The organism is Corynebacterium heidelbergense, assembly GCF_028609845.1.
GTDB classification, from domain to species: Bacteria; Actinomycetota; Actinomycetes; order Mycobacteriales; family Mycobacteriaceae; genus Corynebacterium; species Corynebacterium heidelbergense.
Genome location: NZ_CP063191.1, coordinates 534,900 through 561,182, shown reverse-complemented (window position 1 = coordinate 561,182; position 26,283 = coordinate 534,900). Strand labels below are relative to the sequence as shown.

27 protein-coding genes, 1 tRNA gene and 1 pseudogene are annotated in these 26,283 nt (G+C 61.5%); 3 read left to right on the top strand and 26 right to left on the bottom strand.

Annotated elements, in window-relative coordinates; translation table 11 throughout:
- Window positions 1–12: 12 nt before the first annotated feature.
- The 3 genes and pseudogenes from CHEID_RS02495 (at window position 13) to CHEID_RS02485 (ending at window position 1,517) form a co-directional block, all read left to right on the top strand.
- A complete protein-coding gene (locus CHEID_RS02495; protein WP_112768655.1) occupies window positions 13–675 on the top strand; it encodes a dihydrofolate reductase in 663 nt (220 codons plus the stop codon).
- 12 nt (window positions 676–687) lie between these two features.
- Window positions 688–1,227: pseudogene (locus tag CHEID_RS02490) on the top strand (sodium:solute symporter family transporter); the annotation flags it as partial.
- Window positions 1,228–1,444: 217 nt separating this feature from the next.
- Window positions 1,445–1,517 (top strand) — tRNA-Arg (locus CHEID_RS02485).
- Window positions 1,518–1,786: 269 nt separating this feature from the next.
- On the opposite strand, the gene CHEID_RS02480 is transcribed toward CHEID_RS02485, so the two are convergent.
- From CHEID_RS02480 to CHEID_RS02355, 26 genes are all read right to left on the bottom strand, one after another.
- Window positions 1,787–2,221, bottom strand: coding sequence for a hypothetical protein (locus CHEID_RS02480; RefSeq protein WP_112768654.1), 435 nt, complete (start codon window positions 2,219–2,221; stop codon window positions 1,787–1,789).
- Window positions 2,193–2,729, bottom strand: coding sequence for a hypothetical protein (locus tag CHEID_RS02475; protein WP_112768653.1), 537 nt, complete (start codon window positions 2,727–2,729; stop codon window positions 2,193–2,195). Before CHEID_RS02475 ends, CHEID_RS02480 begins: the two co-directional genes overlap by 29 nt.
- Window positions 2,730–2,732: 3 nt before the next feature.
- Complete coding sequence (locus tag CHEID_RS02470) at window positions 2,733–3,086, bottom strand: hypothetical protein (protein ID WP_112768652.1); 354 nt, start codon at window positions 3,084–3,086, stop codon at window positions 2,733–2,735.
- Complete coding sequence (locus CHEID_RS02465) at window positions 3,086–4,447, bottom strand: C39 family peptidase (protein ID WP_238599217.1); 1,362 nt, start codon at window positions 4,445–4,447, stop codon at window positions 3,086–3,088. The genes CHEID_RS02470 and CHEID_RS02465 overlap by 1 nt, the downstream gene beginning before the upstream one ends.
- A 20-nt stretch (window positions 4,448–4,467) precedes the next feature.
- Entirely contained in the window at window positions 4,468–5,562 is a 1,095-nt protein-coding gene (locus CHEID_RS02460; protein WP_112768651.1) for a pyroglutamyl-peptidase I, read from the bottom strand.
- A complete protein-coding gene (locus CHEID_RS02455; protein ID WP_112768650.1) occupies window positions 5,563–6,615 on the bottom strand; it encodes a hypothetical protein in 1,053 nt (350 codons plus the stop codon).
- Window positions 6,616–6,626: 11 nt separating this feature from the next.
- The gene (locus CHEID_RS02450) at window positions 6,627–8,327 is read right to left on the bottom strand and encodes a hypothetical protein (RefSeq protein ID WP_273661223.1); all 1,701 of its coding nucleotides are present in this window, start codon (window positions 8,325–8,327) and stop codon (window positions 6,627–6,629) included.
- A 319-nt stretch (window positions 8,328–8,646) separates the two neighbouring features.
- Entirely contained in the window at window positions 8,647–9,471 is an 825-nt protein-coding gene (locus CHEID_RS02445) for a hypothetical protein (protein ID WP_112768646.1), read from the bottom strand.
- On the bottom strand, window positions 9,446–9,829 hold the full coding sequence (locus tag CHEID_RS02440; protein ID WP_112768645.1) for a phage gene 29 protein family protein: 384 nt from the start codon (window positions 9,827–9,829) through the stop codon (window positions 9,446–9,448). The genes CHEID_RS02445 and CHEID_RS02440 overlap by 26 nt, the downstream gene beginning before the upstream one ends.
- Complete coding sequence (locus CHEID_RS02435; protein ID WP_112768644.1) at window positions 9,829–11,490, bottom strand: Gp37-like protein; 1,662 nt, start codon at window positions 11,488–11,490, stop codon at window positions 9,829–9,831. The genes CHEID_RS02440 and CHEID_RS02435 overlap by 1 nt, the downstream gene beginning before the upstream one ends.
- Complete coding sequence (locus CHEID_RS02430) at window positions 11,475–12,605, bottom strand: phage tail family protein (protein WP_146743808.1); 1,131 nt, start codon at window positions 12,603–12,605, stop codon at window positions 11,475–11,477. Before CHEID_RS02430 ends, CHEID_RS02435 begins: the two co-directional genes overlap by 16 nt.
- Window positions 12,606–12,608: 3 nt before the next feature.
- Complete coding sequence (locus CHEID_RS02425) at window positions 12,609–17,399, bottom strand: phage tail tape measure protein (protein WP_112768642.1); 4,791 nt, start codon at window positions 17,397–17,399, stop codon at window positions 12,609–12,611.
- A gap of 8 nt (window positions 17,400–17,407) precedes the next feature.
- Entirely contained in the window at window positions 17,408–17,833 is a 426-nt protein-coding gene (locus CHEID_RS02420; protein WP_112768641.1) for a hypothetical protein, read from the bottom strand.
- Window positions 17,803–18,117: a hypothetical protein gene (locus CHEID_RS02415; RefSeq protein ID WP_112768640.1), complete on the bottom strand. Its 315-nt coding sequence runs from the start codon at window positions 18,115–18,117 to the stop codon at window positions 17,803–17,805. Before CHEID_RS02415 ends, CHEID_RS02420 begins: the two co-directional genes overlap by 31 nt.
- A gap of 148 nt (window positions 18,118–18,265) precedes the next feature.
- The gene (locus CHEID_RS02410) at window positions 18,266–18,898 is read right to left on the bottom strand and encodes a hypothetical protein (protein ID WP_112768639.1); all 633 of its coding nucleotides are present in this window, start codon (window positions 18,896–18,898) and stop codon (window positions 18,266–18,268) included.
- Window positions 18,898–19,275 carry a hypothetical protein gene (locus tag CHEID_RS02405; RefSeq protein WP_112768638.1) on the bottom strand — a complete coding sequence of 126 codons (378 nt, stop codon included), beginning with the start codon at window positions 19,273–19,275 and terminating at the stop codon, window positions 18,898–18,900. The genes CHEID_RS02410 and CHEID_RS02405 overlap by 1 nt, the downstream gene beginning before the upstream one ends.
- 1 nt (window position 19,276) lies before the next feature.
- Window positions 19,277–19,546 carry a hypothetical protein gene (locus CHEID_RS02400; RefSeq protein WP_112768637.1) on the bottom strand — a complete coding sequence of 90 codons (270 nt, stop codon included), beginning with the start codon at window positions 19,544–19,546 and terminating at the stop codon, window positions 19,277–19,279.
- Window positions 19,546–19,881: a hypothetical protein gene (locus tag CHEID_RS02395; RefSeq protein ID WP_146743807.1), complete on the bottom strand. Its 336-nt coding sequence runs from the start codon at window positions 19,879–19,881 to the stop codon at window positions 19,546–19,548. Before CHEID_RS02395 ends, CHEID_RS02400 begins: the two co-directional genes overlap by 1 nt.
- On the bottom strand, window positions 19,878–20,303 hold the full coding sequence (locus tag CHEID_RS02390; RefSeq protein WP_238599216.1) for a Gp19/Gp15/Gp42 family protein: 426 nt from the start codon (window positions 20,301–20,303) through the stop codon (window positions 19,878–19,880). The genes CHEID_RS02395 and CHEID_RS02390 overlap by 4 nt, the downstream gene beginning before the upstream one ends.
- A gap of 15 nt (window positions 20,304–20,318) precedes the next feature.
- Window positions 20,319–20,519 carry a hypothetical protein gene (locus CHEID_RS02385; protein ID WP_112768635.1) on the bottom strand — a complete coding sequence of 67 codons (201 nt, stop codon included), beginning with the start codon at window positions 20,517–20,519 and terminating at the stop codon, window positions 20,319–20,321.
- A 2-nt stretch (window positions 20,520–20,521) separates the two neighbouring features.
- Window positions 20,522–21,445 (bottom strand): phage major capsid protein, encoded by a 924-nt coding sequence (locus CHEID_RS02380; protein ID WP_112768634.1) that lies wholly within the window; start codon window positions 21,443–21,445, stop codon window positions 20,522–20,524.
- A 22-nt stretch (window positions 21,446–21,467) separates the two neighbouring features.
- Window positions 21,468–21,863: a DUF2190 family protein gene (locus CHEID_RS02375; protein ID WP_146743806.1), complete on the bottom strand. Its 396-nt coding sequence runs from the start codon at window positions 21,861–21,863 to the stop codon at window positions 21,468–21,470.
- Window positions 21,864–21,887: 24 nt separating this feature from the next.
- Window positions 21,888–23,039, bottom strand: coding sequence for a head maturation protease, ClpP-related (locus CHEID_RS02370; RefSeq protein ID WP_181645841.1), 1,152 nt, complete (start codon window positions 23,037–23,039; stop codon window positions 21,888–21,890).
- The gene (locus CHEID_RS02365; protein ID WP_112768631.1) at window positions 23,014–24,279 is read right to left on the bottom strand and encodes a phage portal protein family protein; all 1,266 of its coding nucleotides are present in this window, start codon (window positions 24,277–24,279) and stop codon (window positions 23,014–23,016) included. Before CHEID_RS02365 ends, CHEID_RS02370 begins: the two co-directional genes overlap by 26 nt.
- Window positions 24,280–24,291: 12 nt before the next feature.
- On the bottom strand, window positions 24,292–25,680 hold the full coding sequence (locus CHEID_RS02360; protein ID WP_146743805.1) for a hypothetical protein: 1,389 nt from the start codon (window positions 25,678–25,680) through the stop codon (window positions 24,292–24,294).
- 97 nt (window positions 25,681–25,777) lie between these two features.
- A complete protein-coding gene (locus tag CHEID_RS02355) occupies window positions 25,778–26,122 on the bottom strand; it encodes a hypothetical protein (RefSeq protein WP_112768629.1) in 345 nt (114 codons plus the stop codon).
- Window positions 26,123–26,283: the final 161 nt, after the last annotated feature.

Here is a 26,283-nt window from a genome sequence, read left to right as displayed (position 1 = left end):
GAATCACCGGACATGAGCAGCGTCAACCGACCGACCGGTTATCGCGACGGGGAATACCCCGAACTATCCAAGGAACAGCTCAGAACACTGGGCATTCCCGGCGGCGTAGAGATTGCGATGATATGGGCCCAGACAACAGCCGGCGTGATCGGCGATGGCACCGATATGCCGTGGTATCTTCCGGAAGACCTTGAGCACTTTAAACGGTCTACCATTGGCTATCCCGTCGTCATGGGACGCACGTCATGGGAGGCCCTCGGCGAGCAATTCCAACCCCTCCCCGGGCGCGACAACTTCGTCATCACTCGGCGGGAAGATTTTGAGGCGCCGGGCGCTGACGTCTTTTCCTCTATTCCGGACGCCATCAACGCCGCGTCGCAATTGGCTATCCGCGCCCAGAATGAGGATGGACCGGCCAAGGGGAAACAACCCATGGTGTGGATATTGGGCGGCGGGCAAGTGTATGCCCAATGCATGTCAATCGCGGACCGCATTGTGGTGACCGAAGTAGACATGGAAGCGCCGGAAAGTTTCGGGGTGTACGCGCCGGAGATTTCGGATGCGATGTTCGACTGTGCCGCGGGGCCGTGGCGGACATCTGAGCGGGGGCACGCGATCGATGCGGGCCCGGGCCTGCGCTTCCGCATCGTCGAAAGGACCCGGCGGGGTCGGTGACGGGCCAGAGGCGGTGGGGCAAACACCGCGGCCCCTCTGCTCGCCTCGGGGGTCGCTGGGCCCATCTTGGTGGCCATGATCGCCGCAGTCGCCTTCGGCACGGTCCTGGCAGTGGTCGCCGGTTTAGCCAACAACGCTTCTGCGTCGATGGCTTAGGACGTCAATAATCCCGTCGTCAGAGAGGCCATGCCACGGAGGAACAGCAGGTCCGCGTTCTGCGAATCACGGTCGTGGAGATCGAGGGCGTCGCGATTGCGCTGGGCATTGGCGCGATGGAGTAGAACGTTGCAGTCCCGGTATCTCTGGCCTTCGCACTCGCCGCCTCCGCGCCTGTGCCGACCATGTTGTCCTCGCTGTACTGGAAGCGGGTCAAACCGTACCGGAAGCGGATAAAAAAACTCGGGCGCGGTGGTCTCCTTATGGGGCGGGTTGCTGCCGACCTTCCTTCCAATTGTGTTTTCCCCGGCCGCGTCCGGTTCCAAGACCGCGATCTTCTCCGGGGTGGATTTCGCGTCGTTCCCGTTAACGGATCCGGCGCCGGTCAGCATTCCGGACGCCCGGAGCAGCGCGCACCCGAACGACAGCCCCAGTGCCCCACCCCCACTCTGGGACGTCAAAGACAGCGCGCTCACGGGACGTCCACAACAATGCCGAGAATAATCCGCCGGGGCCAGATGACCCCCCTGTGTGCACCTTATCGATCGGCGGCGTGGGCGCCCTTGTAGAATCTGCCGGTGAGCGCGGCGGATGCGAGTGTCGGCGCGCGGCGGCCCTAGTAGCTCAGTGGATAGAGCACGGCTCTCCTAAAGCCGGTGTCGGAGGTTCGATTCCTCTCTGGGGCACTTTTTTCTGCCATGCTACCGACCAGGCGTTTTAGCAGCTCATGGGGCGTTTCGGATCGGTGTATCACATGCGCTAACTGCTTCCAATTGCCCCTGTTTTACCCCCAATTGTCGTGCGGATGTCGTGCGGATGTCGTGCGATTAAGAGGCGAAACGCCCCCAGCAATCAGAACACTCGTTCGCGCCAGAAAACAGGCACAAAAAAAGACCCCCGCCAGGGAACAAACCCCAGCGAGGGAACCCACCGCAACAACGGCAAGCCAAACAAATTACCTCTTACGCGACCGCCACTGATCCGGAGTCAACCACTCCGGCAACGGCGGCCTCCACCCATGCTCCACACTCATCTGCAACACAGCCCGCGACCAATCCGTGGCGTAACGCACATACCCCCACGCATCATCCAGATCAGAGCGCAACTGCTTCTCGGCACACCGAGAACGCTCACGCTCATCATCCAGGTCACGGCGAATATCGCCAATCATCCGCTCCAAGTAATCAGACCTAGTGCGCTCAATCGTCGCCTCCCGCTCAATGGCATGCTCCTTGCGGTGCGCGATCTTGTCCGCGATACGCCCGAACAGCCAGAACCGGCCCGCGCCCTCCTTCGAGAAAATCTGCTGCGAACCGAACGTCAGCATCAGCAACACCGCGACAACAGACCAGCCGCCACCCTTAGGAAGCAGCGCGATGATCGGATCCATGCGTCACCTCCCACGCCCTAGAACTGATCTGCGTACCCCACCCGATAGCGGCCCACATCACCATCGCCGCGAAGAAGCTAGACGGCACACGCCACCCATCGAGAGGGAAAGCCTCCGCAGACTGCGAGGCCCACTGCAAAGTCAGATGCGGGTGGGAAAACACCCCCCAAAACAGGCCCCACGAGGTTGCCTGCTCGAAGATGCGCAGAACAAGCGACCACCCGACTGCCCCATACGCGGCGAAAAGCCAGACAGACCCAGAAACGATCCACCCCGCCCTTCGGACACGCAGACCAACGAGCACCAGCGAACCGCCTACGATGAAGATCGCACCCCACACGGGGAGCGGCAGTGCTTCCTCAGCCACGGCCAGCGCCGAGGTCGTAGTAGTCCTGTCCCCCAGCAGGTAATCGAATCCGCGAATCACTGCCTGGATAGCCAGCGCGAGGATTATCAGCCGGGAGACGTTAGACGGGATACCGGGCGACCATCGCTCCCGACCGTGCATAACTTACCCCCTGAAAATATCGCGGTAGGAAGCGACCTCAGCGGCGTGCTTCCCACCCGTGGCAGTGTCGATCTGCGCAATCACATCAATCACCTTGTCAGTGATGTTCGCATTAGCAGCCCGCTCAACATCATCCACGGTCACAGTAGAGTCGGACCCCTCATGTGTCTTGGACGCGGCCCAGCCAGACACCAGTGCACCCAGCAGAGGGCCGACAATGCCAGTCACCTGCGCGCTGATCGAGTCGATCTGCGCCTCGCTGATGACCCCGAAAGCTGCCAGCCCCAGCAGGACGGCACCGACCACCAGGTACAGTGCGCGGCGGATGAACCACGGCGCTGCGAAATTCTTCTTCATTACTTCTCCCCCTTGATGTCTTTAGCGTTCTTCACTCCAGCGACGGATGCAGTTGCGGCGAGGAGGTCGTACATGGTGCGGCCCCCGCCCTGCGGCCACCCGCCGAACGGCTTACCGCCGTTCTTCTGCGGGTCCCCCGCGAGCTGGATGAGTATGGCCTCCAGCATCCGTAGGATCTGGTCTGCTTGTTCTCTGGTCACGTCTCCCCCTTGATCTTGTGGTAGCGCCTTAGCTGGCGCGAAAGCGGCCACGTACCCCATTGGGGGTAGCAGCGTGGCGAGCTGGTCGAAGCTGATCCAGTAGCCGTAGGGCCTGAAGCCACTATCGGCGACCCAGATTCGTCGGCCCCCTCCGTCCTCCCCGTAGCCCATCAGCGCGATGTAGTGGTACACCACACCGCCGCCGTAAGCCGGGTCGATGTCGGACGGGGCCACAGCACGCGGGTAGTTCGACGGTGGCGCGACAAGGTTGCCAACCACACCGAACCCCGCGTCAATCGAGTTCTTGATATCCCGCCACATGCGCTCCTTCTGATCCCCTGTCGGGGGATCATTCGGCATCCACACGCTGCGGTAATCCGCGCCCGGCACCAGGTTGTTCAGCACGCGGGGGAAAGCATCAATGTTGCTCGTCCCGTCCGTCGTGGTGCCCAGCCGCCCGGCCAGATCAGACTCCGCGATTAACTTTCCGGTAGCGGCCCACACAATCGTCTGCGTCGACGCAGGCCCGCACCAGTAGCCGGTGTCCTGCGTCACTTGGTCCCGTGAGTACGGCAGTACCTTCTCCACGGTCTTCACCTCCCCCGGCATCAGGCGTGTGCCCAATGCCTTGCACCGCTCGTAGCGGCTAATGCGGTCATCTATCCCGTTCGTGCCGCCGTTGATGATCCGGGTCGCGTCCCAGACCCACCCGTTATCGGCGCACACGTTCAGGTTCGGGTGGGTATCCCAGTAGTAAGCAGGCCCCACCCAGCAGTACTCATCCGACCCCAGAGCTTCGGGATTATCCACGAAGAACGTCGGAGATGGGCATAGGCCTCGTTCGTGCGCCCACCGGCTCGCAGCGGCGTGGTTGTGCCGCCCGGTGACCTGCACCCAGCCGTGGCCCTTGAACCTGCGCCCATCGCCGGGGTTCATATTCCCCAGGTCAGCGCGGCCCTCATAGGCGGACCCGTCCGCGATCTCGTTCTGGTACTTCAGCCCCACGGACTCATGCCCCAACTGTGCAGCAGCCATCGCCGCCCTCGCTGGGGTGTTGATCTGCGCGGCGGCCATGAACCGCTCATACGCGGGCAAGAGCTGCCGGTAACGTTCCTCCGACAGCGCCCACCCCATCGCTTCACCAAGCGTCCTAGCGTCCATTTGCCCCCCTTTCTTTTTCGTTAAACGAGTAGCTCCACCGATGTGCGGTACACCCCCAGCTGCGTGGGCGGTATGACACCAGTGGCGTCGCGGTCGTAGTGGAGGTGGAACCGCTGCACGAAGCGGTACCCGCCGGTGGTCACCCCGTACAGCTCGAACCGCAGCGGGAACGTGTAGTCCCCCACCTTGTTGAGCTTTATTTGCAGTAGGCCATCAGAGCCGTAGTAGGTTCGCCATGTTCGTGCCATGACAGTGGTAGAGGCGTGTAGCGGCTCTCCGCTCGCGGAGTAGCACCGGCCCGTGAGTACGTCCTCGGGCAGCGACACTGGTGTCTCACTGGTCGGTATCTGGAGACCAGCGACCGGGGGTACTGAGCTGAACCGCGCGAACGTGCTAAACATGATCGTGTCCGTTGTCGCGCTCGGCCAGAAATTCCGGGGCGGGTCGGGGCGCATGACGGTCAGCGTTGGGGTGGGCAAAATACTGCGGTCACCCCACGGGGTATAACCGACCCCCAGCAAATTCTGGAAGACCCCCTGCACCAGCAGCACCACAGCAGCCCGCATCGTGGATAAGGGCATCTTCCCCTGGTAGGAGGAGAACTCCGAGTTGCCGGAATCCGCTGGGAAGTGGACAAACAGGTGCGGAATCTTCGGGAACTTCGCCCCTAGCCGGTACAGCACACTCTCGCAGATGAAGGCCCCGGCGTTCGTGGACTGGTCCAGCGTCGCCGTGCTCCCGATCCAGTTCTGCGCCTGCGTATAGGTGATGCTGGGTGTGACGCGTGACGGTGCTTTAGGGTCCGGGATGTAGGGCCGGTCCCACTTCAGCCCGTCTTCGTCTGCGTAATTGCCGCCGTAGTTGAACGCCTGCGTCTCGAACAGAAGGTTCGATACCGCGCCGGACAGGCCGAACGACAAAATGGCATCGGCCTTGCACTCTTGGGCAACGCGCTCCAGCATCTCCCCCGCGCCCTCCCACGTCACCGGCAGCTCAACTTTCACCACACGGTGCGTGCCCGCGTAACGGTCCGGCAGGTCCTTGATCGCCTCCCATGACGGGTTGGTCTTTTTCCCGCTGAACGGGGCGAACCCCGTGAGAAGGATCGTTGCCATCTATGCCTCCAGGTTGTCGTAGTGCAGGGCGATGAGCCGCCGCGTTGGCGCGAACTCCGGTGTCGCAGCAGCAGCGGTCGCCGCTTTCGTCCACTGTGGGGAGAGCGTCAGGGACGGGTCCACCGACGATGCGCCCACCATGTTCCCCACTCCGGTGGCGAGGAGGCGGTTAGCGGCCGTACGGTCCCCGCCGTGTAGCTCCACTACCGCCTGATACGCCGCTGCCTGGGCCGTGCTCATCGCATATACCCGATCAGTCGTGGTGATCGCCGGGAGCGTACAGGCCCCCAGGACAACCCCCGCCCCTGCTGCCGCATCGCTACCAGCCGGGCCGCGCAGGTCCACACGGTACTGCCACCCGTCGGCAGTCAGCTCATACGCCTGACCGCTCAACGTGGCTAGATACCAGTCCCCATCCAGCGCCCCATCCACGAACACCGGCGGGTCGTCGCCTGAGAACCAGCGGGACCCACGAACCCCTGGGTCTCCCGGCGGCCCTGGTTCCCCAGGATCGCCCTTATCGCCGGGCCGTCCAGGTAACCCCGGCGGGCCGGGTTCACCTGGTCTCCCAGGAGGGCCAGGGGGGCCGGGGGGGCCAACAACCACACCCCCACCCGTAGCCGCCGTCCCCGCAGGGACCAGCGCCGTGACCGGGGCGACACGCGCTAGCGACACCTCGCCGCCCGGCACCGTCCGCAGCACAAACGGCTCAGGGCGATACGACGTGCCCTGCCCGTCGCGCAGGTTGTTGAACCGCACCTGCCAACACAACGGGCCAACACTCCCGCAGCTAGCGAGGAGGAACACCCCATCCTGCCCGCCAATGCTCAACCGGCCATCGACGACAGGCACGGTCACCGCAGCCACCGCGTAGGCCACATCATCCACGACAGTATCCGCAAGACCAGAGAGCAACCCACCGCCACTGACCAAGGGAGTGAACGTCACCGACCCCTCCAGATCAACAGCGGGGAGGGTATCGCCATTCGTGTCGGTACCCGCGACAACGGCTGACAACCCGCCGTACACGCAGCACCACGTTGCGTTAACCATCTGCCCCCCCCTTACCGAATCAGCTCGAACTGAACGCGGTAGCTGAAATTGTTGCCGGAATAACCGTTCCAACGGCACAAGATCATCGTGGTCTTATCCAGCCACACGTCCACGGTCTTCGAGGTGTAGGCCGTCGTATCCTGGATAACGACCTGCTCGGTCTCCTTACCAGCAAACGACGTGCACAGGCTGACCTTCCCGGCCCCGCCGCCGCGAGAACCAGACAGCGAAAGCCGGTACGTGCCCGGGTGCTGGATGAACAGGTGGTTCGCGTCCCACACGGGGTCCGTGTTCAGCCGGTCCTCGGTCTCCAACCCCAGCTCGCAGGTACCCCAGTTAGCGCTTTGCGGTTTCGTGCTAGCCGCGCCCTTCAGATCAGAGCGCCACAAGATCGCGTCCCGCACCATTAGGGGAATATCCCCACTATCGACATACGCTTTCGTTGCTGGGTGGTCCGGTTCTACAGGATTGAGCACGGAGAAGCGGATGTCAGACCCATACCTCACCAGGGTATCTTCAAGCGCAGGTATAGGTAGCGAAGCGGTGAGGGCGGCTGACGCTGCGTCATCGCTGAAGCCGTCGATCTCGTTGGTGGCGTGCCGGTGCGATGCAGGGGCACGGCCAGCCACCGCATTATCCACATACGCCTTCGACGTGGCATGAGCATTAGCCACCGGATCAGTAGGCACATCAAGGTTCCCATTCGACCGCCTGCGCGGGATACCCCCACCCACAACCTCCGCAGAAGCATCAGCGGCAGTGAACTTCCCATCCAGCTCAGAGCGCAGGCCATCCACCTGCCCAATCGTGTGCGTATGCGACTCACCCGCAGCACCCACATCAGCCGGGCCAAGATTAACCACACCCGTCTGCCCATTCACCGAGGACACAGCAGCATCAGCCGCAGCCAAACGCATCCACGAATCAAACTCGCTAGCAGGCCCCTCGCCAAGCATGTACGTGCCACGATCATCACCAGCCGCGATGACCGCCACATCACCCTCCTGCGCATCCAGCGCCAGCATCCCAGCACGATCACTCACCGCAGTAGGCTTCGTCAGCGCCACAGCCGGGAGCTGCGAGGTCGGCACATGCCCACCAACCAAATCCGCCTTCCCTGCCAGACCAGGGACAGTCGGCGCATCAGCCGTACCCCCCAAATCCCCGGAGAGCTGCACAAGCCCCTTCACCGAGGCAGTCGCATCAGGCGCGCCACTCTCCGCAGTCTGCGCCGCCGACTCCGCACGATCAGCAGAATCAGACGCGGACGAAGCCGACCCCGCAGCAACATCAGCAGACCCCGCAGCAGCAGACGCGGAACCAGCCGCCGCATCACGCGCCGCAACAGCCCCGCCCTCAGCCGCCAACGCCTTCGACTCAGACTCCCCAGCACGCCCCGCCGAAGCGACAGCCTCATCACGCGCCGCCTCGGCACGCGCAGAAGAACCCTCAGCAAGACCCGCCATATCAGCAGCGAAAGCAGCCGAAACGCCAGCCGACTCATCAGCAGCAACAGCCCGCCCAGAAGCCGCAACAGCCTCATCACGCGCAGCCACCGCCTCATCCCGGAACCCCGACACCTCCTCAACCGCCAGTGTCACAGCCTCAGCAGAACCCACACGACCAGCAGCAGCAACAGCCTCATCACGTGCCGCAGACACCGCAGCCACCGCAGCCTCAGCATCCCTAGCAGCAGTCTCAGCACGAGACACCACAGGCTCCGGATACTCAAACGACGCAGACAACACATCACGGAACACCGCAGACTCAGCATCCGGCACCGACACCACAAGCCGATACCGACGGCCAAACCCAGGATCAGGGCGGAAGTCAAACTGCGCCTCACCAGGGGCCAAATCCCCCGTCTCAAACCGGCCCCCCACCACACGATACGTCTCCGAATCAGTAGTGATCACCGCATCAGAACCAGGTCGCCACTCCACAGAAGCGACACTCACAACACCCTCAAGCGGAACACCAGCGACATTCCGCACCTCGCCACGAATAACCGTCACGAAAACCCCCTAGGGCCTATTCCGGCCCAGTAGTAGTAGGCGTGGGAGTGGAATCCTCCCCGCCAGTCTTATTCACCACATCACGGCTAATATGCTGCACCGTGAAGCGGGAGAAACGCGGACCGCCCAAAATGCCGCGCCCGTTATTAGCATCATCGACATACACGCCAGCTATATAACCCGGCTTATCCACCACCACCGAGGACACAAGGCTGAAGCTTGTAACATTCGACGTTTTCTCAATCGAAGTTTGCTCGGAAAACAGCCTCGATGCGGTCTCATACGTGTCACCATACGGCGAGTAAACCCTGATCGACACCGAGATATTCGGCACCGTGACACCCGTCCACGACGGGACCACATGCGCACGGATATCCCACAAGCCCTTATCTAGCAGCTCGAACCTACCGTCGTCACGAATCCGCACGTTCCTCGCCGGGCCGATCTGCGATGTGAAAGGGATCAGCCCAATCCCGAAACGTGCGTGACCATTGTTGTCAGGCGGCGCGAAAGCAGAGCAGTAATCCATCAACGGACTCAACAGATCAGCGCGATCATTCAAGTCCTGCTGACCATCACGAATCTGCGCCGCAGCAGCATAAGCATTCGACGGCAGCCACAACGGGGGAATACCGCCACGGATCACATCCAAGAACCCGCCGAAAACGCCATTCAACAAGTTCCCGAAAAGCGAGTCCTTAGCACGATTCACCGACGGCATCACCTGCGCCCGAACACTATCCTTCACAGACTGCTCAGTCACATCCTGCAACGACTGCAACCCAGCCGCAGAATATGCGCCAGCGGGAATATCACTACTCCCCGGAATGACCGCCATCATCGCCCCCCAACAACTCCGCCAACCGCAGCTTGTCATCATCTGACATCGAGGTCACCATCTTCTGCAGAATCTCATCCTTCGAGTACAGTGCGGGCATCACACCCGGCTCCGACTCCACCCACTCGCCGCCTATCCCCTGAAACAGGGTCGCATCATCAGTCGGCGGCTTGTACCACAACTCTTGTAGCTCCGGGTGGTGGCGGAACCCGCAGCGGTACAGGTGCTTCGACCAGATCCGCATGAACCGCTCATCCAGCAGGAGCGGCACACCAGCCAGGCCACCGATGTTCACCAGCCCCCACAGCAGATGCTCCTCCGGCTTATCCATGTCCATCTGGTGCTGCAACGGGATACCCACTAGAACACCCCCAAATCATGCAGGTTTTTGTTCATGTCCTTGATCCTCTCCAGAGCGTGCGCCAGCGGGTCATCCACAACGGACGTGGCCTGGCCTATCGTGATCTCCCACTCGTGCGGCTTCGACGCATCCCACGACAGCCGCAGCCCGGTGCACTGGTCAACAACAACGCGGCCAGCGCGGGCACCCGGCACCTCGGCACCGACCCGATCACCGAGGAAGAAGTGCCCCTGGCCCTTGTCCCCGATCAGGTAGGGGGCACCATCGCCGACCGTGAACGAATGGCTGGTTTGCTGACGGGTGTTGTAGAACCCCGTGCGCAGCGCGATGATCGCCGATAGTGTCCACGCCGACGAACTGCCCTCCGAGAAGTCCTCGTAGTAGTGCGACCACCCAAGGCTCATCGTCCGCAGCGGCGACTTCAGCGACATGAACGCCATCAGCACGTCCTCGTACAGGGGCTTCAGTAGCGAATCGACCGCGCCGCCCGCTGCCGGGAGGAACAGGAAGTTCGCCATCGTGTCGAACGACAACTGCACCGCCGCGCTGATGCCCTCATTCACCCCCGGCATCGACTTACCGCCCACCGTGATCTGCCCCACCGTCGCGGGCTTCCACGTGAACGAGGTGGTCTCCGCAGTGCGCTGCTCCCCCTCCGTGCGGTACACCACCCACGGGTTCTTCGGGGACACGCCAAGGAAACCGCTCACCCCGTACTCCGGGGACTCGCTGACCTGCTCCAAAGCGAACCGGGCCTCATCCACAAGGTTGTCGGCCACGGTCAGGCCAGTGCGCACCAACCCCCCGGCGATGGTGCCGCCGACAGCGGTCTGCGACCACCACCCGGACTTGTCCACAATGTCCACCACAAGCTGACCGGGCCGGTACAAGCCAGCGCCGAACCACGGCTGCTCATCACCCGGTAGCCAGCGGCGGCACTCCACCGCCAACTGACCATCACCCAGGGTGACCTGAGCCATGTCGTGCCATGTTTTCATGCGGGACGCAATAACCGTCCACTGCGAATCATCAAGCACAACCGATGAAGGCTTCACCAAGATGGGCCATTCCTTGTAGTTCAGTCCCTGCGTCCACCCCTTGAAGCTCAAAGGGTCATCCGGCAAGCGCCACAAGTTCCCCTGCAGCCTGAACAAGTTCAGGAATAGGGCGATCTTCAGCACCGTGATCGACGGGCCAGCCAGCATGAAAATCTTCGGGAACTGAACCACCGCAGGGGTGAAAGGATTCGGCCACACACTGATGTGCTTCAACTCCTCATAGTCATGAAGGAAATGCAGCGTCACAGTGCGCACACCAGCCGCGTCCATCGTGGTCGTCACCTCGCGGCACCGACCCGACCAGCGCGCCCCATCCTTATCCACAGTCACATGGATGTTCTGCTTCTTCCGGTTCCAGTACTCCCCAGCCCACCGGGCCAAATGGTGGTCATACGGAAGGTCAATCTGCCCGGCCCCAGTGTCGTTCAGCTTCCACTCAAACGATGAGGAATACTCGCCCTTCACCCGGCCACGGAGGTTCCAGTCACCATCCCACAGACGCACCAGCGGGGCCTCACGCCGCAGCCGCTCGCGACGCTCACGACGGCCCAGCGCGGCCTGATAGATCCCCTCCAGGCGTTTATCATCTACTCCAACCCCCACGGACGAGACCACCTCCGCTCCATCCGAATCTGCGCCGTAGCGCCAGCCATGTTGTTCACACTGCCCCACGCCTCAGCGATACGCTGCGCAATGAAATCAATATTCAGGAACTCTAGGATCGGGTCCGACAACGGACGAAGGAACGGTGGGGGCGCATTCGTGATCGTCTTACGAATCTCACGGGCCACATCCTCCGGGGTGCGGCGGAAAACCTCCTCCTGCCCCAAAGCAACAGCCCACTCCTTGATCCGGTCAGCGATCCACTCACGCCACCCATCAGGCAACACCAGCGGCAGGTTCGGCAGCGGGTCCACACTCACCGGCACGAACGTCTCCGGCGTGTACGGGGGGATAGGGTTGCGGAAAAACTGGCCACCCATCTCAGCCCACAACAGGGTGTCGTCGTTAGCGACGATCATCTCCTGCAGCGGGTCAGTATCCACCAACACCTCGCGGCCCAACGGCTGGAACGGGAGGACGATCTGACGATCTTTCTCCTCATCGTCGCGGAACGACACGTCCGGGAGCTGGAACTTCGCCGGGGCGGTCAGCACCCACCGGGGCCAACACGGCACATCAGTCGGGTTACTCACCGTCACCCCACCGCCATGCCAGTTCAAGCCATCGAAAACGAACCTGTCCCGGTCCTCCCCGGAATGCCACCACGGGTCGTAGGCAACCAGCGTCACCGTGTACTGGGAGATCGAGGAATCATGCGGGTCACGGTCGCCACGGAAAGCCGGGGCCTCCTGCAAACGAACCTTCAGCCACCGATCGCCACTCATCTCCGTGGACACGCGCAGCACAGCATCACGGTCATACGACAAGGCCTTGCGGAACTCGGAGTCCACCCGCGCCCAATCGTAGGGGTCCTTGTCATCCGAGAACACCGTCAGGTTCAGCGCCAACACCCGCGCCAAGAAACGGTGCCCCAGGTAGGTGGAACCCGCCTGACCGACCCGCTCCTTGTACGTGGTCTCCACCGGCGCATCAAACAAGGCGGGGATATTCCCCTCCTCCAACTGCACCGGCGACCCCCACGCCAACGGGCCAGACAAATTCCAAACAGAACCGTCCACCCCCTCCAGAGCGATATCCGCTGTGTGCCTAAACATCCACTACACCCCCATGAGTCCCGCAGCCCCCTGGGCCTGCATCGTCCTGAACTTCTGCCACGCCTGAGCCATGTCAGCCGTGACGATCTGCACCGTCTGCCCAATAGCAGCGGCACCCGGAACACCACCGAACTGCGCAGCCATACCACCAGCAGCGGCAGCACCACCAGCAGCCTGCATCCCAGCCGCGCCAACCTGGCCCTGAGCGGTCACCGCCTGGGCAGGTTCACCAGCAAGCGCCTCAGTCGCATCAGCAGTCCGCGCGGTATTCACCGCAGTCTGCGACGCATCAGCGCCCTGCTTCTCCACCAGGCCAGCCCACTCCTTCTGGAACTTCACCAGAGGGATGGAATCCCAATCAGGCAGGCCGAAAACGTTCCGCGCATCATCTAACTGCCCCTTCGTGAAAGCGTCGCTGAACACCTTCAGGACCTCGCCGGACTTCGCCAGGCCATCCCGCAGCACTTGCCACTGGTCCCCGGTGAACACGGGTTCCGGTTTCGTGGATAGGTTCACGCCCATCTGCCCCGGCTGGAGGTAACCCCCCTGGTCGTACAGGGCGGCGGGAAGGTTCATCGGCAAAACACCGCCGGTTTTCCACCCGTGGCCCTGACCGACGAAACCAGTGTCGTAGCCGTGCCGGTCGCGGAAATAACGCACCATAAAGTTGGTGTGCGCCCACGGGTCACGCCGGTTATCCGGCAACGCCGGGTCACGGTACGCCGCCCACGTGGTGGGGATGACCTGCGACAAACCAACACCAGCGGACTCGCCGGTCCCGTTTTGGTCCACAATCTGCTGCGCCACATTCGGGTCGCCATGAGACTCAGAGTCGATCTGCCGCACCAAAGCATCCACCAAATCGGGGCGCGGGTCCTCGCCCTGATTCTTGAACGCTTCGATCAACATGCCGCGCCACTGCTCAGCGCCAGCGGACGCATCCCACGCGGCGTTGGGGCCAGAACCGCCACCACCGCCCATCGGTAGCTTCGAGCTAAGGAACTCCCACGCCTTACTAGTGAACGTGTCTAGCGCCGCCTTCGGCAGCTTGCCCACAAGGCCAGGGAGCTGCGGCATCGAGTCCGCCAACTTCCCCACGGCAGCATCCCAGATGCCCTTAGCCTTGCTGCGGAGGTAACCCCCCACACCACTGGAACCACTGGAACCGCCCTTGAACACGCCGCCACCGAAGTCCATCGTCGGCGGGGTGTTCATAGCCCAGTGCACGTGGTTAGCGTGATCGCCAGCGCCCGCGTAGAAGCCCCACGAACCGCCACCGCCACCAACGAACTGGCCGTTCTTGATCTGCCGGTCGAACCCGGGGGCCTCGTGGATCAGCTCGAGAGAACCCGGGTACGTATCGGCGATGTCGTTAGCCAACGCCAGCATCTCCGGGGTGTTCGAGAACCCGTTAGAGAAGTCACCAGCCAGGCCCGCCCCGTGGTAGTCGTTCGAGTTACGGTACCCCGAGGTCATCTGAATCATCGGGTACTTCTTCTGCACGATGGAGGTCATCGCCTCCACCACACCACCGGCAGCAAACTTCATGATCCCGCCCAGGGCATGAGCGTTAGCGATCCGCTTGTTGTCCTGCTGCTGGCGCTTATCCGGGGTGAACAGCTGGCCCTTGCGGGCAGCGGAGTTCATCGCCTCCACGGCCCTCGGCCCGCCCACAGCCCGCGTCCACTCCGGGCGCATGATCGCCTCACCGCCAGACAGCGCGAGACGGCCACCCGTCGGCGACACGAAGTTGTGCACATCGCGGCCAGGAGTGTAACCGGGCATCACGCCACCACGGGCGAACTTCAGCTCAACCGGGTCCAGCGGGTCCAAGCCAATGAACTTCGCAATACTGTCCCAGGCCTTCTTGATACCGTTGTTGTAGACCGTATCCACAACCCACCGGATCGGGGCGGCGGTCTTATCCCGGATCGTGTCCCACGTCCGCCCAATCGCATCCACCGCGCGGCCAAACCAGCCCTGCAGCGTATCGAGGCCCTGCCCGACAGCATCGAACACCGGCTGGATCACGTTATCCCGCACCCAGCGGATGCCCTCAGCCATCTGGTTCCAGCGGTCCTGAATCCACCCAAGGATCGGCTGGATAACGTTGTCATTCAACCACTGGAGGGCCGCGCCCAAAGCGTCCCACGTCGGCTTCAGGATATTGTCATACGCCCACTTCATGGCGTTGATCAGTCCATCCCAGCCGCCACGGATAAACCCGAACACGGGCATCAGAACGTTATTCCACAGCCACCACGCAGCGGCCTGGAGGATGTCCCACGTGGGTTTGAGTATGTTCTCCCACGCCCACTTCATCGCATTCAGTAGCGCGTCCCACGCGCCACGAATAGCGTTGAATACCGGCATGAGCACATTCGTCCACAACCACTGAGCTGCCAACGAAACAGCATCCCAGGCTGGCTTCAGGATGTTCTCCCATGCCCACTTAGCCGCGATGGTCCAGCCAGTCCAGGAGTCCTTGATCCACTGGAACACAGGCATGAGAACGTTGGTCCATAGCCATTGCGCAGCGGTAGCTATCGCATCCCAAGCGGGCTTCAAGATGTTCTCCCACGCCCACTTCATCACGCCAACAAGGACGGTCCAATCGCCCTTAATCAGATCGAACGTGGGCTTCAACACGTTGTTCCACAACCACATCACCGCGATGGACAACCCATCCCACACCGGCTTCAGGATGTTCTCCCAAGCCCACTGCATCGAGTGGACAAGGTTGTCCCACCCGAGCTTGATCAGCTCCCACGCAGCAGCGGCTACATCCCCAATCCACTGGAACACCGGGGCCATCTTGTCCTTAATCCAGCCCCACGCCTCCTTGAACTTCTCAACGAGCGCAGCCCACACGCGCTTGCCCGTCTCCGTCTTCGTGAAGAAGTAAACGAGACCGGCGACAAGCGCTGCAATAGCAGTGATGACCAGGAAGATCGGGTTAGCGTTCATCACCGCATTCATCGCGGCCTGTGCAGCCGTCTGGATCTTCGTCACAGACGTGAGCGTCTTCAAGTACTTGATCAGACCACCAGCGGCCATGACCTTCGACCAGAACGCCGCGATCTTCATCTGCAGCACGTACAAGCCAACAGCGCCAGCGACAACGCTGAACGACGCGGCCAGCGGGCCGAGCCACGTGTTATTGCGCTGCACCCACTCGCCAAATGCCTTGATAGCGCCAACAGCCTTCGTCAGCGCATCCCATGCTTTCTCCAAGGCCGGAACCATAGCGTCAAAAACCTTCGCCGCCACCGGCTCCAAAGCAGCAATAGCGCGCTGCTTAAACAGATCCCACTTCTCAGCGAAATCCTCAGTCTCCTTAGCAACACCAAGAATCGTGTCACTCGTGGCCCCCGTCGCCTTCATGAAGTCTTCGACGTTGACCGTACCGAGCTTCACGGCATCCACGAACTGCGCAGCACCACGGGTGCCGAAGATGCTACTAGCCAGGTTCACCGCACCCGACTCATCGCCGGACTTGATTAGGCGGTCAATCTCATCAATCGTTTCCCGCAACGCCTTCGGAGCGTCCTTACCGTCCTTAGCGAAATTCGCCAACGCCCGCTGCATAGACTGCAGCGTCTTGTCCGCGTCCATACCGGACTTGTCCATCAGGCCAACCAGTGCGGCAGAGTCCTTCGCATTGAACCCGAAGGCGCGCAACTGCGGTCCGGCCTTGACAACGCTGTTCGCAAGATCAGTGACGCTCACGCCCGTGGCCTGAGACACCTGGAACAGCTCATCCATGAACTTCGGCATGTCCTGCGTCTCAACGCCGAACCCGTTCATGGCCTGCGACACCGCGTTGATGTCAGCGTCGATGCCCAGGTTCTTCAGCTGAACGAACTGCTCAGTCACCGTCTCCAACGGCTTACCCGTCAGGCCAAGACGGGTGTTCAGGTCAGCGAGCGTGGAAGCAACCCCGGCGAAACCATCAGCGCCAGCAGGTACCTCCTTGTACACCGCGCGGGCCGACTCCTTCAGCCGATCAAACGCCTCACCAGAAGCGCCAGTACCAACACGGATCGAATCGAACCCCTCATCGAAGTCCTTACCGACCTTGAACAGGGCAGCGCCAGCAGCGCCAACAGCGCCAGCGCCGACAACGAACGCGCCCTTCAGCTTATGGCCCACCTCGGCCAAAGACATGCCGGACTTCTCAGCCTTCAGGTTCGAATCATCAAGGCGCTTATTCGCGGCAGTGAGATTGTCCGTAGCATCCTGCGCGCCAGCCCGCGCGCCCTTCAACTGATCCTCGGCAGACTTCACACGATCCGACGAAGACTTCGCATTGTCGCGGGCCTTAGCAAGCTGGTTCTCCTTATCAAGAACCTTCGCGCCCTGCCCCGCGCGCACAGACTCCAGGCGCTTCTCAGCCTCAGCAACCTGATCCGCAGAAGCCTTACCACTCGCCCGCAGATCCGCGAGCTTCCGCTCAGCCTCAGAAACCTTCGCATCCGCACCATCACGCGCGGACTTCAGCTTCAGCTCAGCAGACTCAACCGCCTTAGCCTTCTGTTCCGAATCCGACCGGGCCTTCTGCAGCCTAGCCTCAGCATCAACAACAGCTTTCGTCGCCGACTCTTCCCGCTTACGGGCCTTCTCAACCTCAGCGGCGGCAGCAGTAGCCCCGCTAGCGAGCTGCTTATTAATCGAATCCGAAGCCCGCTTAGCGGCCGCCTTCGCCGGTTGCTCCAGCTGACTATTCAGCTGCTGCGTGATGCCCTTCAAAGACACCGTTACCGGCAAAACCGCGTAGCCTGTTGCCCCCGCCATAAGTCCCCCTAGTTGTTCGCCTCAGCAGCACGACGGGCCAACACCCGCGCGTTATGCTCACGCGCCTCACGACGCATCTTCGCCACGCGGGCGCGGCTAGCCTCACGCTCACGCGCCAAACGCTGCCGCTTGTCCGTATCAGCCTTCGCGGTCCTATACCAATGCCTCTGCCCCGACACAGCGTGAAACAGGTCCATCAGCACCATCGTCTCCGGGCTGATGGGGAACACCCCACCAACAGCGGACTTGTACGCCGAATCATCAGGCAATCCACGCACAAGCACCAACAGGCGACGGATAGACAACCTGCCCCGCCACCTGTCCCGGTAATCCACCCCATAGAACCGCAGCAGATCCGCCTCAACCTCCGGCGAATGCTGCTTAATCTGGGGCAGATCGGCGATTAGTTTCCCAGGCCAGCAGCCTCCTGCCACGCCTCGATAAACCGGGTGAAATCCTTCACCGTCGCCCCGGCCTCACGCATACGCTGACGGCCCTCATCGCCCGCCATGAGCATGAAAGCTTTCATCGGCTTCTCATCCTCAATCAGCATCGGCACCTCAAACGGCGCGTCCTCAATCGTCGGGGGGCACTGAACCGTCACCTCCTGACCCCGCACCTCGAACGTCACGTCAATCGGGTCCGGGTAATCGCCGGTAGCCTCACGCACCAGCGCTTTAGCCTCGTTAGCGGCCTTCACCGTCTTCTTATCAGCCATGTGTGTGTCTCCTCTTTTGTCGAAAAATGGTGTGTCTATAAACTCGCTAAAACAGGGGGGCGGCGGGAGCCGACACACGAAACCCCCACCACCCCGAAAACGGTTGGCTACTTATACCGCCCCACCACCCACGGGGCCGGTCCGAAAGCTAGACCGTCTCACCAGTGTCGGACTCGTTCACAGTCCCCACCGGATCAGGCTGCGAAGCATCAACCTCGAAGCGGATGAAATCAACATCCGCAGGGACAGCAGACCCATCGAAAGTGTGACGCTCGTACAGCGTGTCCTTGTCATCCGCGCGGACCTCCACAGTGAACTCCACAGTGGACGCACCATCGTCGGACTTCTCCATGCTGGACGGGTAAACGTTCGCCTTCTGGCGGGTCACGTCCACAACCTTCTCGCCGCGCTGATTCGTGGTCTCAAACGCCACGATCTTCAGAGCGTCGGTCGGCTTCCGCAGGATGAACGAACCGTTCGCAGACTTGTACGCGTTCGGCCAGATCAAGGAGAACGTAGTGTCGTTATCCTCCAGGGCAGTGAACGTGCGCACATCCTTCGAGAACTTCTGGTCGGTGGTGATCAGAGAACCACCAAACGCCTTGATCTCAACGCGGTCAGTCTCCGGCTCCTGGCCGATAGACGACCCCTCGGCGAGCACACCCACGCTCACCCAATCGTCGCCGAACTCGCCGTTCGTGCCGACCTTCGCGGTCTCGCTATCAGCGATCCAGACCCGCGCGTCCTTCCAAATGTTCACATTCTTGGCAGCATCAGCCATCAGGAAATCCCCCTCTTAGTAGTGATCGCCGCCACCGTGACGGCTGTGATCCACAGACCCAACTTCTCATCCCAGGCGGTCACCAAACCGGCCCCGGGGAGGATCTGATACCCCGCCACATTGGCAGGATCGAGTAGCCACGCATCCAACAGCGCAGCCAGGTTGCGTGAATCAATCTCAACATCCGAGTACGCAACAACCCGGATATTTTCCCGCGCCCACAGGCGGGTGTTCGTAGACGTGCCGTTGTCCGCCACAGTGACGAAAACCCCCGCGTCGGGGGCATTGTCAGGGACGTGTGACAGCACCGGGATGGAACGGAAGTGCGCCCTTATCTGGCGGCGTATCTCCAACGCGGCGTTGCGCTGAACGTACATGTCACACCTCCCCCACGTAGCGGTGCACATCGCAGCCCTGCTGGGCCACGGCGCGCATCATGTGCCCGTGCTTCACCTCCGAAGCGAAAGCGTGCGGCCCCTTCATCACCATCAGCACAACAGGCCGGTTATTCCGGTCACGCTTCGGGGTCAACGCCACCTCAAAATCAGCGGGCACACTCTTCGATGCGGCATCCACCTTCTGCTGAAGCTGAGGCTCCACGATGTTCCACGTCTTCTCAAACCAGGACTCAGGCAGCTTGATCCGCACTAGCCCTCACCCCGCTTCACGACGAACACCACAGACGGGGAATGCGCCGCGAACACGGGGCGGCGGAACCGCGACCAATCCCACGACGGCTCCTCCACGCGGAACACCTCGCCACGGATCACCGCCATCATCCCCTCCACGACACGAGTACCAGCAGGTGCGAACACCCGAAGCTCCGTGTACGTGCCGGAACGATCACGGCCCGCGTCCTCATCCAGCACAAGCGGCTGCACGCGGGCATTCACCACAACGCGGCCACCACCACCAGACACGGGAAGCCCATCGTCATCCACGGCGCGCGGCTCGATCAGCTCAACAGGCTCCGTGTACTTCACCACACATCACGCTCCGGCCACACCCACGGCATAGGGAACCGTCCGGACGGGCGCGCAGCGCCAGGCAAACCCAGATCGCGCTTATGCTCCTCCGTCAAATACACGTTGCCCCAGCCGGGATTATCCCCAGCGAACGTCGCCGAATCAGACTCCGCGCCGGTAGTAGAAGCAACCGACCTGTAGCCAGCATTCACGCCGATCAGGACAGCCGCAGCCACCATCTCGCGGATCACCCGATCCACCGTGTACCCGAACCCAGGACGGGAGAAATACTCCGAATCCAAGTCCCGGCCCACACGGCCAAGCTCCTCGCGCACACGATCCTCGGCATCGCCCAGCAGCGTCTCCGCACGACCACGCTCAACCAGGTCCAGCGGGCGCGGTAGGCGCGCCTCCAGTGCCTCCACGGTCACATAAGCCACGCGCCCACCCCCCTTCTACTTATCGCCCCCACGCCTCACACGGCGCTTAGGGGCCTCCTTCTTCTCAGACTCCACAGGGACACCAACAGCAGCCCCCGCACCCACCAAGCGCGCAGCGTCAGCCTCACCAGCATCCACCACATCCCCCTTGACGTGGGTCAGGTAACCGCCCTCAGTCGGCTCGTCCCACTGGTCAACCAGCAGGCGAATCTTCACGACTAGGCCCCCGTGATCTTCACGACAGCCTTCGGGTTATCGACAGCGATAACACGGCTGCGGAAAGCGTCAGTGCGCCAAGTCTGCTGCGGGCCACCGGAGCCGGAAGCGCCGCCCTCTTCATAGAGGGGGGTCATCTGCAGCGGCATCTCGGTGGAGATGAAGCCAGCCACGCCGGACTCCAGGACGTACACGTCTTCCGGGTTCATCCACCGGGAGGTGGCCACGGTCAAGCCGAACAGGGACACGTTCTGCACGCCACGGTAAACCGGGTTATCGGCGGCATTGTCACCCACGTAGAACCGCTGCACCTGCTCGTTACGCAGCAGCGCGGTCAGCTTCTTCGGGTGCAACACAAGGTGAGACGGGTTGTAGTTGAACAGCCCCTCCACCCCGGAACGGTCAGCGGTAGCGCCCTGCACCAGCTCCACAGCATCCAGCACATCCTTCACAGGATCGGAACCCTGCGCACCCCACGCGGCAGAAGCAGCGAGGGTCTGGATCGGAGCGGAGTTGAAAGCGTTCAGGGTAGCCTTCACACCAGTGGACACCATCGTGTTCTGCAGCGCGGTCTGCTGCTTGGTGACCATATCCACCGAATTACGGCGGATCATCTCCAGAGACACGCGGATAGCCAGCGCGTTCTTCTGAGCAATAGCGGTCTTAGCCTCACCAATCTGCAGGCCAGCAACCGGAATCTCCGCGCCCTCAGCAACGTTCTCAGCATCATGCATCAGGAACGGGGCAGCGGCCTCACGGTACGCAACAGCGCCAGCGTTAGAACCACCATCGCGGAACAGAAGGTTCTCCAAGAAAGAACCATCCAGGTATTCCAGGGTCTGCTCAGGGATGAAGGTAGGGTCCTTCACCATCTCAGACACCGGAATGGTGTTAGCGTCATAAGACGCGGTGAAAATGTTAGCCATAGGTTTTCTCCCCCTCTAGGATTTAGGCCACAGCCGGGCCGGTCAGCAGAACAGTCACAAGACCGTTCTCAACGGGTCGGATAGCAACACCAGCGGCAGTCGTGCCAGACGCAGCGGCCTTGCCATCAGCGGCGGCGTACACCGGGGAGCCAACAGCGAACTCCTCGGAATCAGCGGCTTCAATCAGCACAGAAGCGGGGCCGAAATGCACCGCAACATTGGTGGGGCGCAAATCCCCATTGGTGCGCCACTCGCCCGCAGCACCATTCACAGCAGCGGACGAAACAGCGCCGAACACAGCATCAGAAGCAGCGGCGTGAGACACGCCATTCTCTTCCAGCTTCACGAAACGGAACTTCTCAACCGGGGCGGTCACATCGAAGGTGATAGGCCCCTGGCGGAACACAGGATTAGACAAAACTCAAACCTCTTTCTTCAGGTCTTAGACGCGCGGAATCGGCCCACGCGGTCGCTTATTGGTCACCGACACGCCCTCATCCGGGACCGAATGCCCCTTCTCAGAGCGGGGGATACGGCCAACCGCAAGCGCCTCAATACGCGCCCGCGTCTCACCCGCATCCACCAGGTAGTTCGACACCTCCCGGTCACGGGAAGCAGCGCCCAACCGGCCCTCGCTGATAGCGCGATCCACGAAATCCTCAGCCTCGCGGCGCGCCACCACCTTCAGGGCTTCCTGCCCCTCAGCGAGCTGGGCCAACAGCTCCTCATAGCGGGCGCGGTCCAAAGTCACCACAGTCTCCTCAGATGCCTCAGCCTCACCATCGGAAGCCTCACCACCAGCAGACTCGGCAGACTCAGACTCGCTAGCCTCCCCATCCTCGGAGGTGACCGCAGCCTGATCCTCCACAGCCTCAGAAACCTCCCCAGCCTCCGACTCAGCGGGCTGGACAGCCTCCGTAGGCTCAATCACTTCTTCATTCTTGACCTCATCGGCCATACCAGAATCCCCTCCCCGAACCTCATGGTTCAGAAGCTCGCGCGGGGGCTTTCCCCGCCGACCTGAAAAAACATTCATCACGCGGCCACGAGCCAACGCGACAGCCGGTAGCGGCTCATCCACGGACGAAACCTCATCAGCCAGACCAGCCTCCACCGCCTCGTCAGCCGTGAACCACGTCTCCGCGCGCATCGCCTCACGCCACATATCAGCAGGCGTGCCAGCCTTCGCCGCATAAATCTCAGCCAGTGTGTTCGACACACGATCAAGATCACCCAGCGCCTTACCAAGATCCTCAGCGTTACCGAGGGCGATGGTCATAGCGTCATGGATCATCAACTCCGAGCCGGGCCGCATCACCACACGATCCGCACCACCCACAGCGATGAACGACGCGGCGGAAGCCGCCAGCCCCTCAACCACAGCGGTGACATGCGCCGGGTGCGCCTTCAGCGCGTTCATGATCGCCAACCCGTCGTACACGTCGCCGCCTGGCGAGTGGATACGGACAGACAACTCACTCACATCGAGCGAGGAAACCTCACGGGCGATTGCGTAAGCATCCGTCTCCCAGCCGATCTCCCCATACACAAACAGCTCAGCTTTCGACTCACTGAGGTTTTTGATCTGCAGCATTAGCTCCCCCATTATTCACCGGCTTATCTAGCGGCCTTTTCGGCGGCAGGCTCCCCCGCCTACGCATCTCTTCCTCCAGGTCACGATCCGGCAGAATGATCCCATTACTCACCAAAGTCGCCAGCGACTCCGCAGTGAGATCAGTCTTCGTGCCAATCGGATCGCACACCAGCTTCGGGTAAGGCCCGCCAGACGAATCGAAAGCCAGATCAACCAACGGCTCAATCACGAAACGATTGAACGTGTCCGTAATCGTCTCCGCCACCGTCTGCAACGACTGGACGAAGATATTCGCCTGTACCTCCGCAAGCGAATACGAACCGCCCTTACCCTCCAAATTCAGGAAGTGCGCCAGCGCAGACTTACCAATCTGTGAATCCTGGTAAGCAATCGCCTCACGCGGCGACACAAGCTGCCCCTTCGTGCCCTCCACAGACAATGACGCGGTATGCGGGATAGCCGCGCCAGCAGTAGCGCCAGACCGCAGCCCCGTCGCAATATCCAACCCCTGCCTGATCTCATCCTGCAGATCCATGCCAGTGATCGAATCATCACTCGTGGTATACACCGGCACACCCATGCCGTTACGCTCCAACACCTGCGCCTCCAAGCGCAAAAGCTGGTCCTTCAGCACCCAATGCTTGTAGGCCGGCCGGAACAAACTAGTGCCCCGCCAATCCATCAACACCGGGTCATGCACATACGCCACAAGGTGCTCCACCGGGATCACCACAGGCTCAACACCACGGCCCCGCTCACCCGGCAACGGGCGCTGCTCAATCCCCTCCAAACCACCATCAGGGGCCACATTGATAGCCGTAATCGAATCAGGCAAACGAGGTGCCAATTTACGCAGGCGATCCCTGCCGTCCACGACCTCGTAGACCTTCTCGAAATACATCGCCCCATACGTCAACGAATGAAGCGCCCAATACAAATGCTGCTGGAAACTGAAGTGCCCCCCAGTGTTAGCCAACGGGTTCGACCCATCATCACCCAAAATCGGCAGGCGCACATCTTCCGCCACAAGCCGCGTCACATTATCCGCAGCACCATTCGGGTCGATACGCCACGTCGTGCGCTGAATAGGCAACGTCACAGCCTTATGCACCGAACGGACCTGCGCATCCTCACGCAGCATCTTCGCAAACGTGCGCACAGACTGAGGCCACTTCAAATCCCAGTTGGACTCAGCCAACGGGGAATTAGCAGCCGAATACGCATGACCAATCTCAGCCACACAACCACCCCCTTAGAAATTAAGCATCTGCCAGGACGAAACCTGCGCAGAATCAACAGCGCCCACGCTCACCTTTTGCCGGGGTCGGCGTTTAGGCTCAAACGCCTCACACCCCCACATGGCGAACGACAGCGCGCACAACACGGTCACATCCCCCGAATAGCGATCCCACATCGAACCGGACTGCATCACGCGCGGCTGTGCGTAACCAAAAGCCTCAACCACATCCGCGTTCCGGTCCATCGTCCACTTATGCTCCGACAATCGGGACACAAACGACCCATACGCCTGCTGCGCCTGCGAGAAGTTGATCGTCGTGACACGCACCCCAGCCCGCTCCAGCGGGATAATCAGAGTGTTCGCCGCAGACTTCGGGTCGATAATCACCGCAGCCGGATTGTTCTTTTCCACAGCGCCCTTCAGGAACGCCACGCACTCATCCGTGTCAAACCGGCCGTGATAACCGACAGTGCCATGAACACCCGCCGGGACCTTCACCCCAGCGGCGATAGACAACCACGCGCCATCGGGTGACGCATCCACCGCGAAAACCTTGTGCTCGCGCAGATCCGGGTCCGCAACAAACGCGGCCTCCACGACCTCCGGATCAAGAACCGGCGTGAACTCATCCTCAGACAAGTCCTCGAACCACTCACCCCGGCCCAGCGCCTCCACATCGAACGCCACACGCCCGTCCTCCGTGGACATGCCGCGCATCAGCTTAGCGACCTTCCCCTCATCCATGATCGCCCCGAACGAAGGGTTAGCCAGCCGCCACGTCTCAGGCTCCAAACGGTCAGCACCATCAGGGGCCATGAACTCAGCGAAGAACAGTGACGGGTCCGTGCCCTCCAAACCATCCCTACGCAACGCGCTCAACAGCTCACCATTAGCGTGCTTGAACTTGTTCACCGCGCTAGACGTGTAGATCGTCTGAGGGTCCTCAGCGGCAAGCTGAGTCGGGTTTAGCGCCGCAGTCTCGCCCTCCGTGAGGTTGTACGCCTCGTCGTAGATGACCAAATCGATCTTCGACAAACCACGGCCAGCATCCTGCGAGCGGGTAGTGAACGTCACCCCACCACCATCACGGAGGAAAATCTCGCCACGCCCCTGCGAACACCTGGTCTTCTCAACCCGCTTCAGCAAAAAACGGCGGGCCTTCACCATCGCAAACGTGCGCTTATACAGATCCTCCGCAGTCTTCCACTGCTGCGCCGTGAAAATCACCGTGTGATGCAGCACGAAAATCCGGTACAGCACAATGATCGCCATGATCTCCGACTTGCCGTTCTGACGCGGACACACCAGCACGCAATCCGAATGCCGCCACCGGCCACGCTCATCCGTCATGCTCATGTACCGCACCATGTCCTCCTGCCACGGCATCGGCCTAGAACCCACGCGCCTAGCCAACTCCACAGCAGAATCACCGCGCGAGGTGTCCCCCTCAACGAACCGCAGATGCTCAGGCTCCTGCCGCCCCGTCAACGACGGCCACTCAGGACAAACCGGCGAGGCCGTCTGGCTCATCATCCCCAACGTCCTCACCCTGCCTCTCCCTGATCTCGTTGAGCAACTGCCTAAACACCGTCGCCAACTGCCTCTGCTCCGACACTGCCGTATCCAGCTTCAACACAAGCTCCCCAGCATCCCCAGAGCGGAACACCCGCGTCCACGAGTCCACATCACCACGGACCACCAGATGCAGCCGATCAAGCCTGTCCTTCGCCCGCGCAGCCTCCACAATCAACGCCCGCGTAGCAGCGGAATCAGACTCGCGACACAATGAGCCAAACAGTGCCTTACCGCCCTCGTTGAACTCGTCTCCCTCAGACCACGACAACGGCCCACCCCCTGAATAAAACGTGAATAAGACCCAGCCCCCTGACCTGCGAGAATGCGTAACTTTTGCACCGCGTAAAAAAGGTTGCCTTCCAGCGGCGGGGCGGAGTCATCTGACCAACCCCCTCAAGATTCTATCGTCGCAGGTCAGAGGGGGTTTTC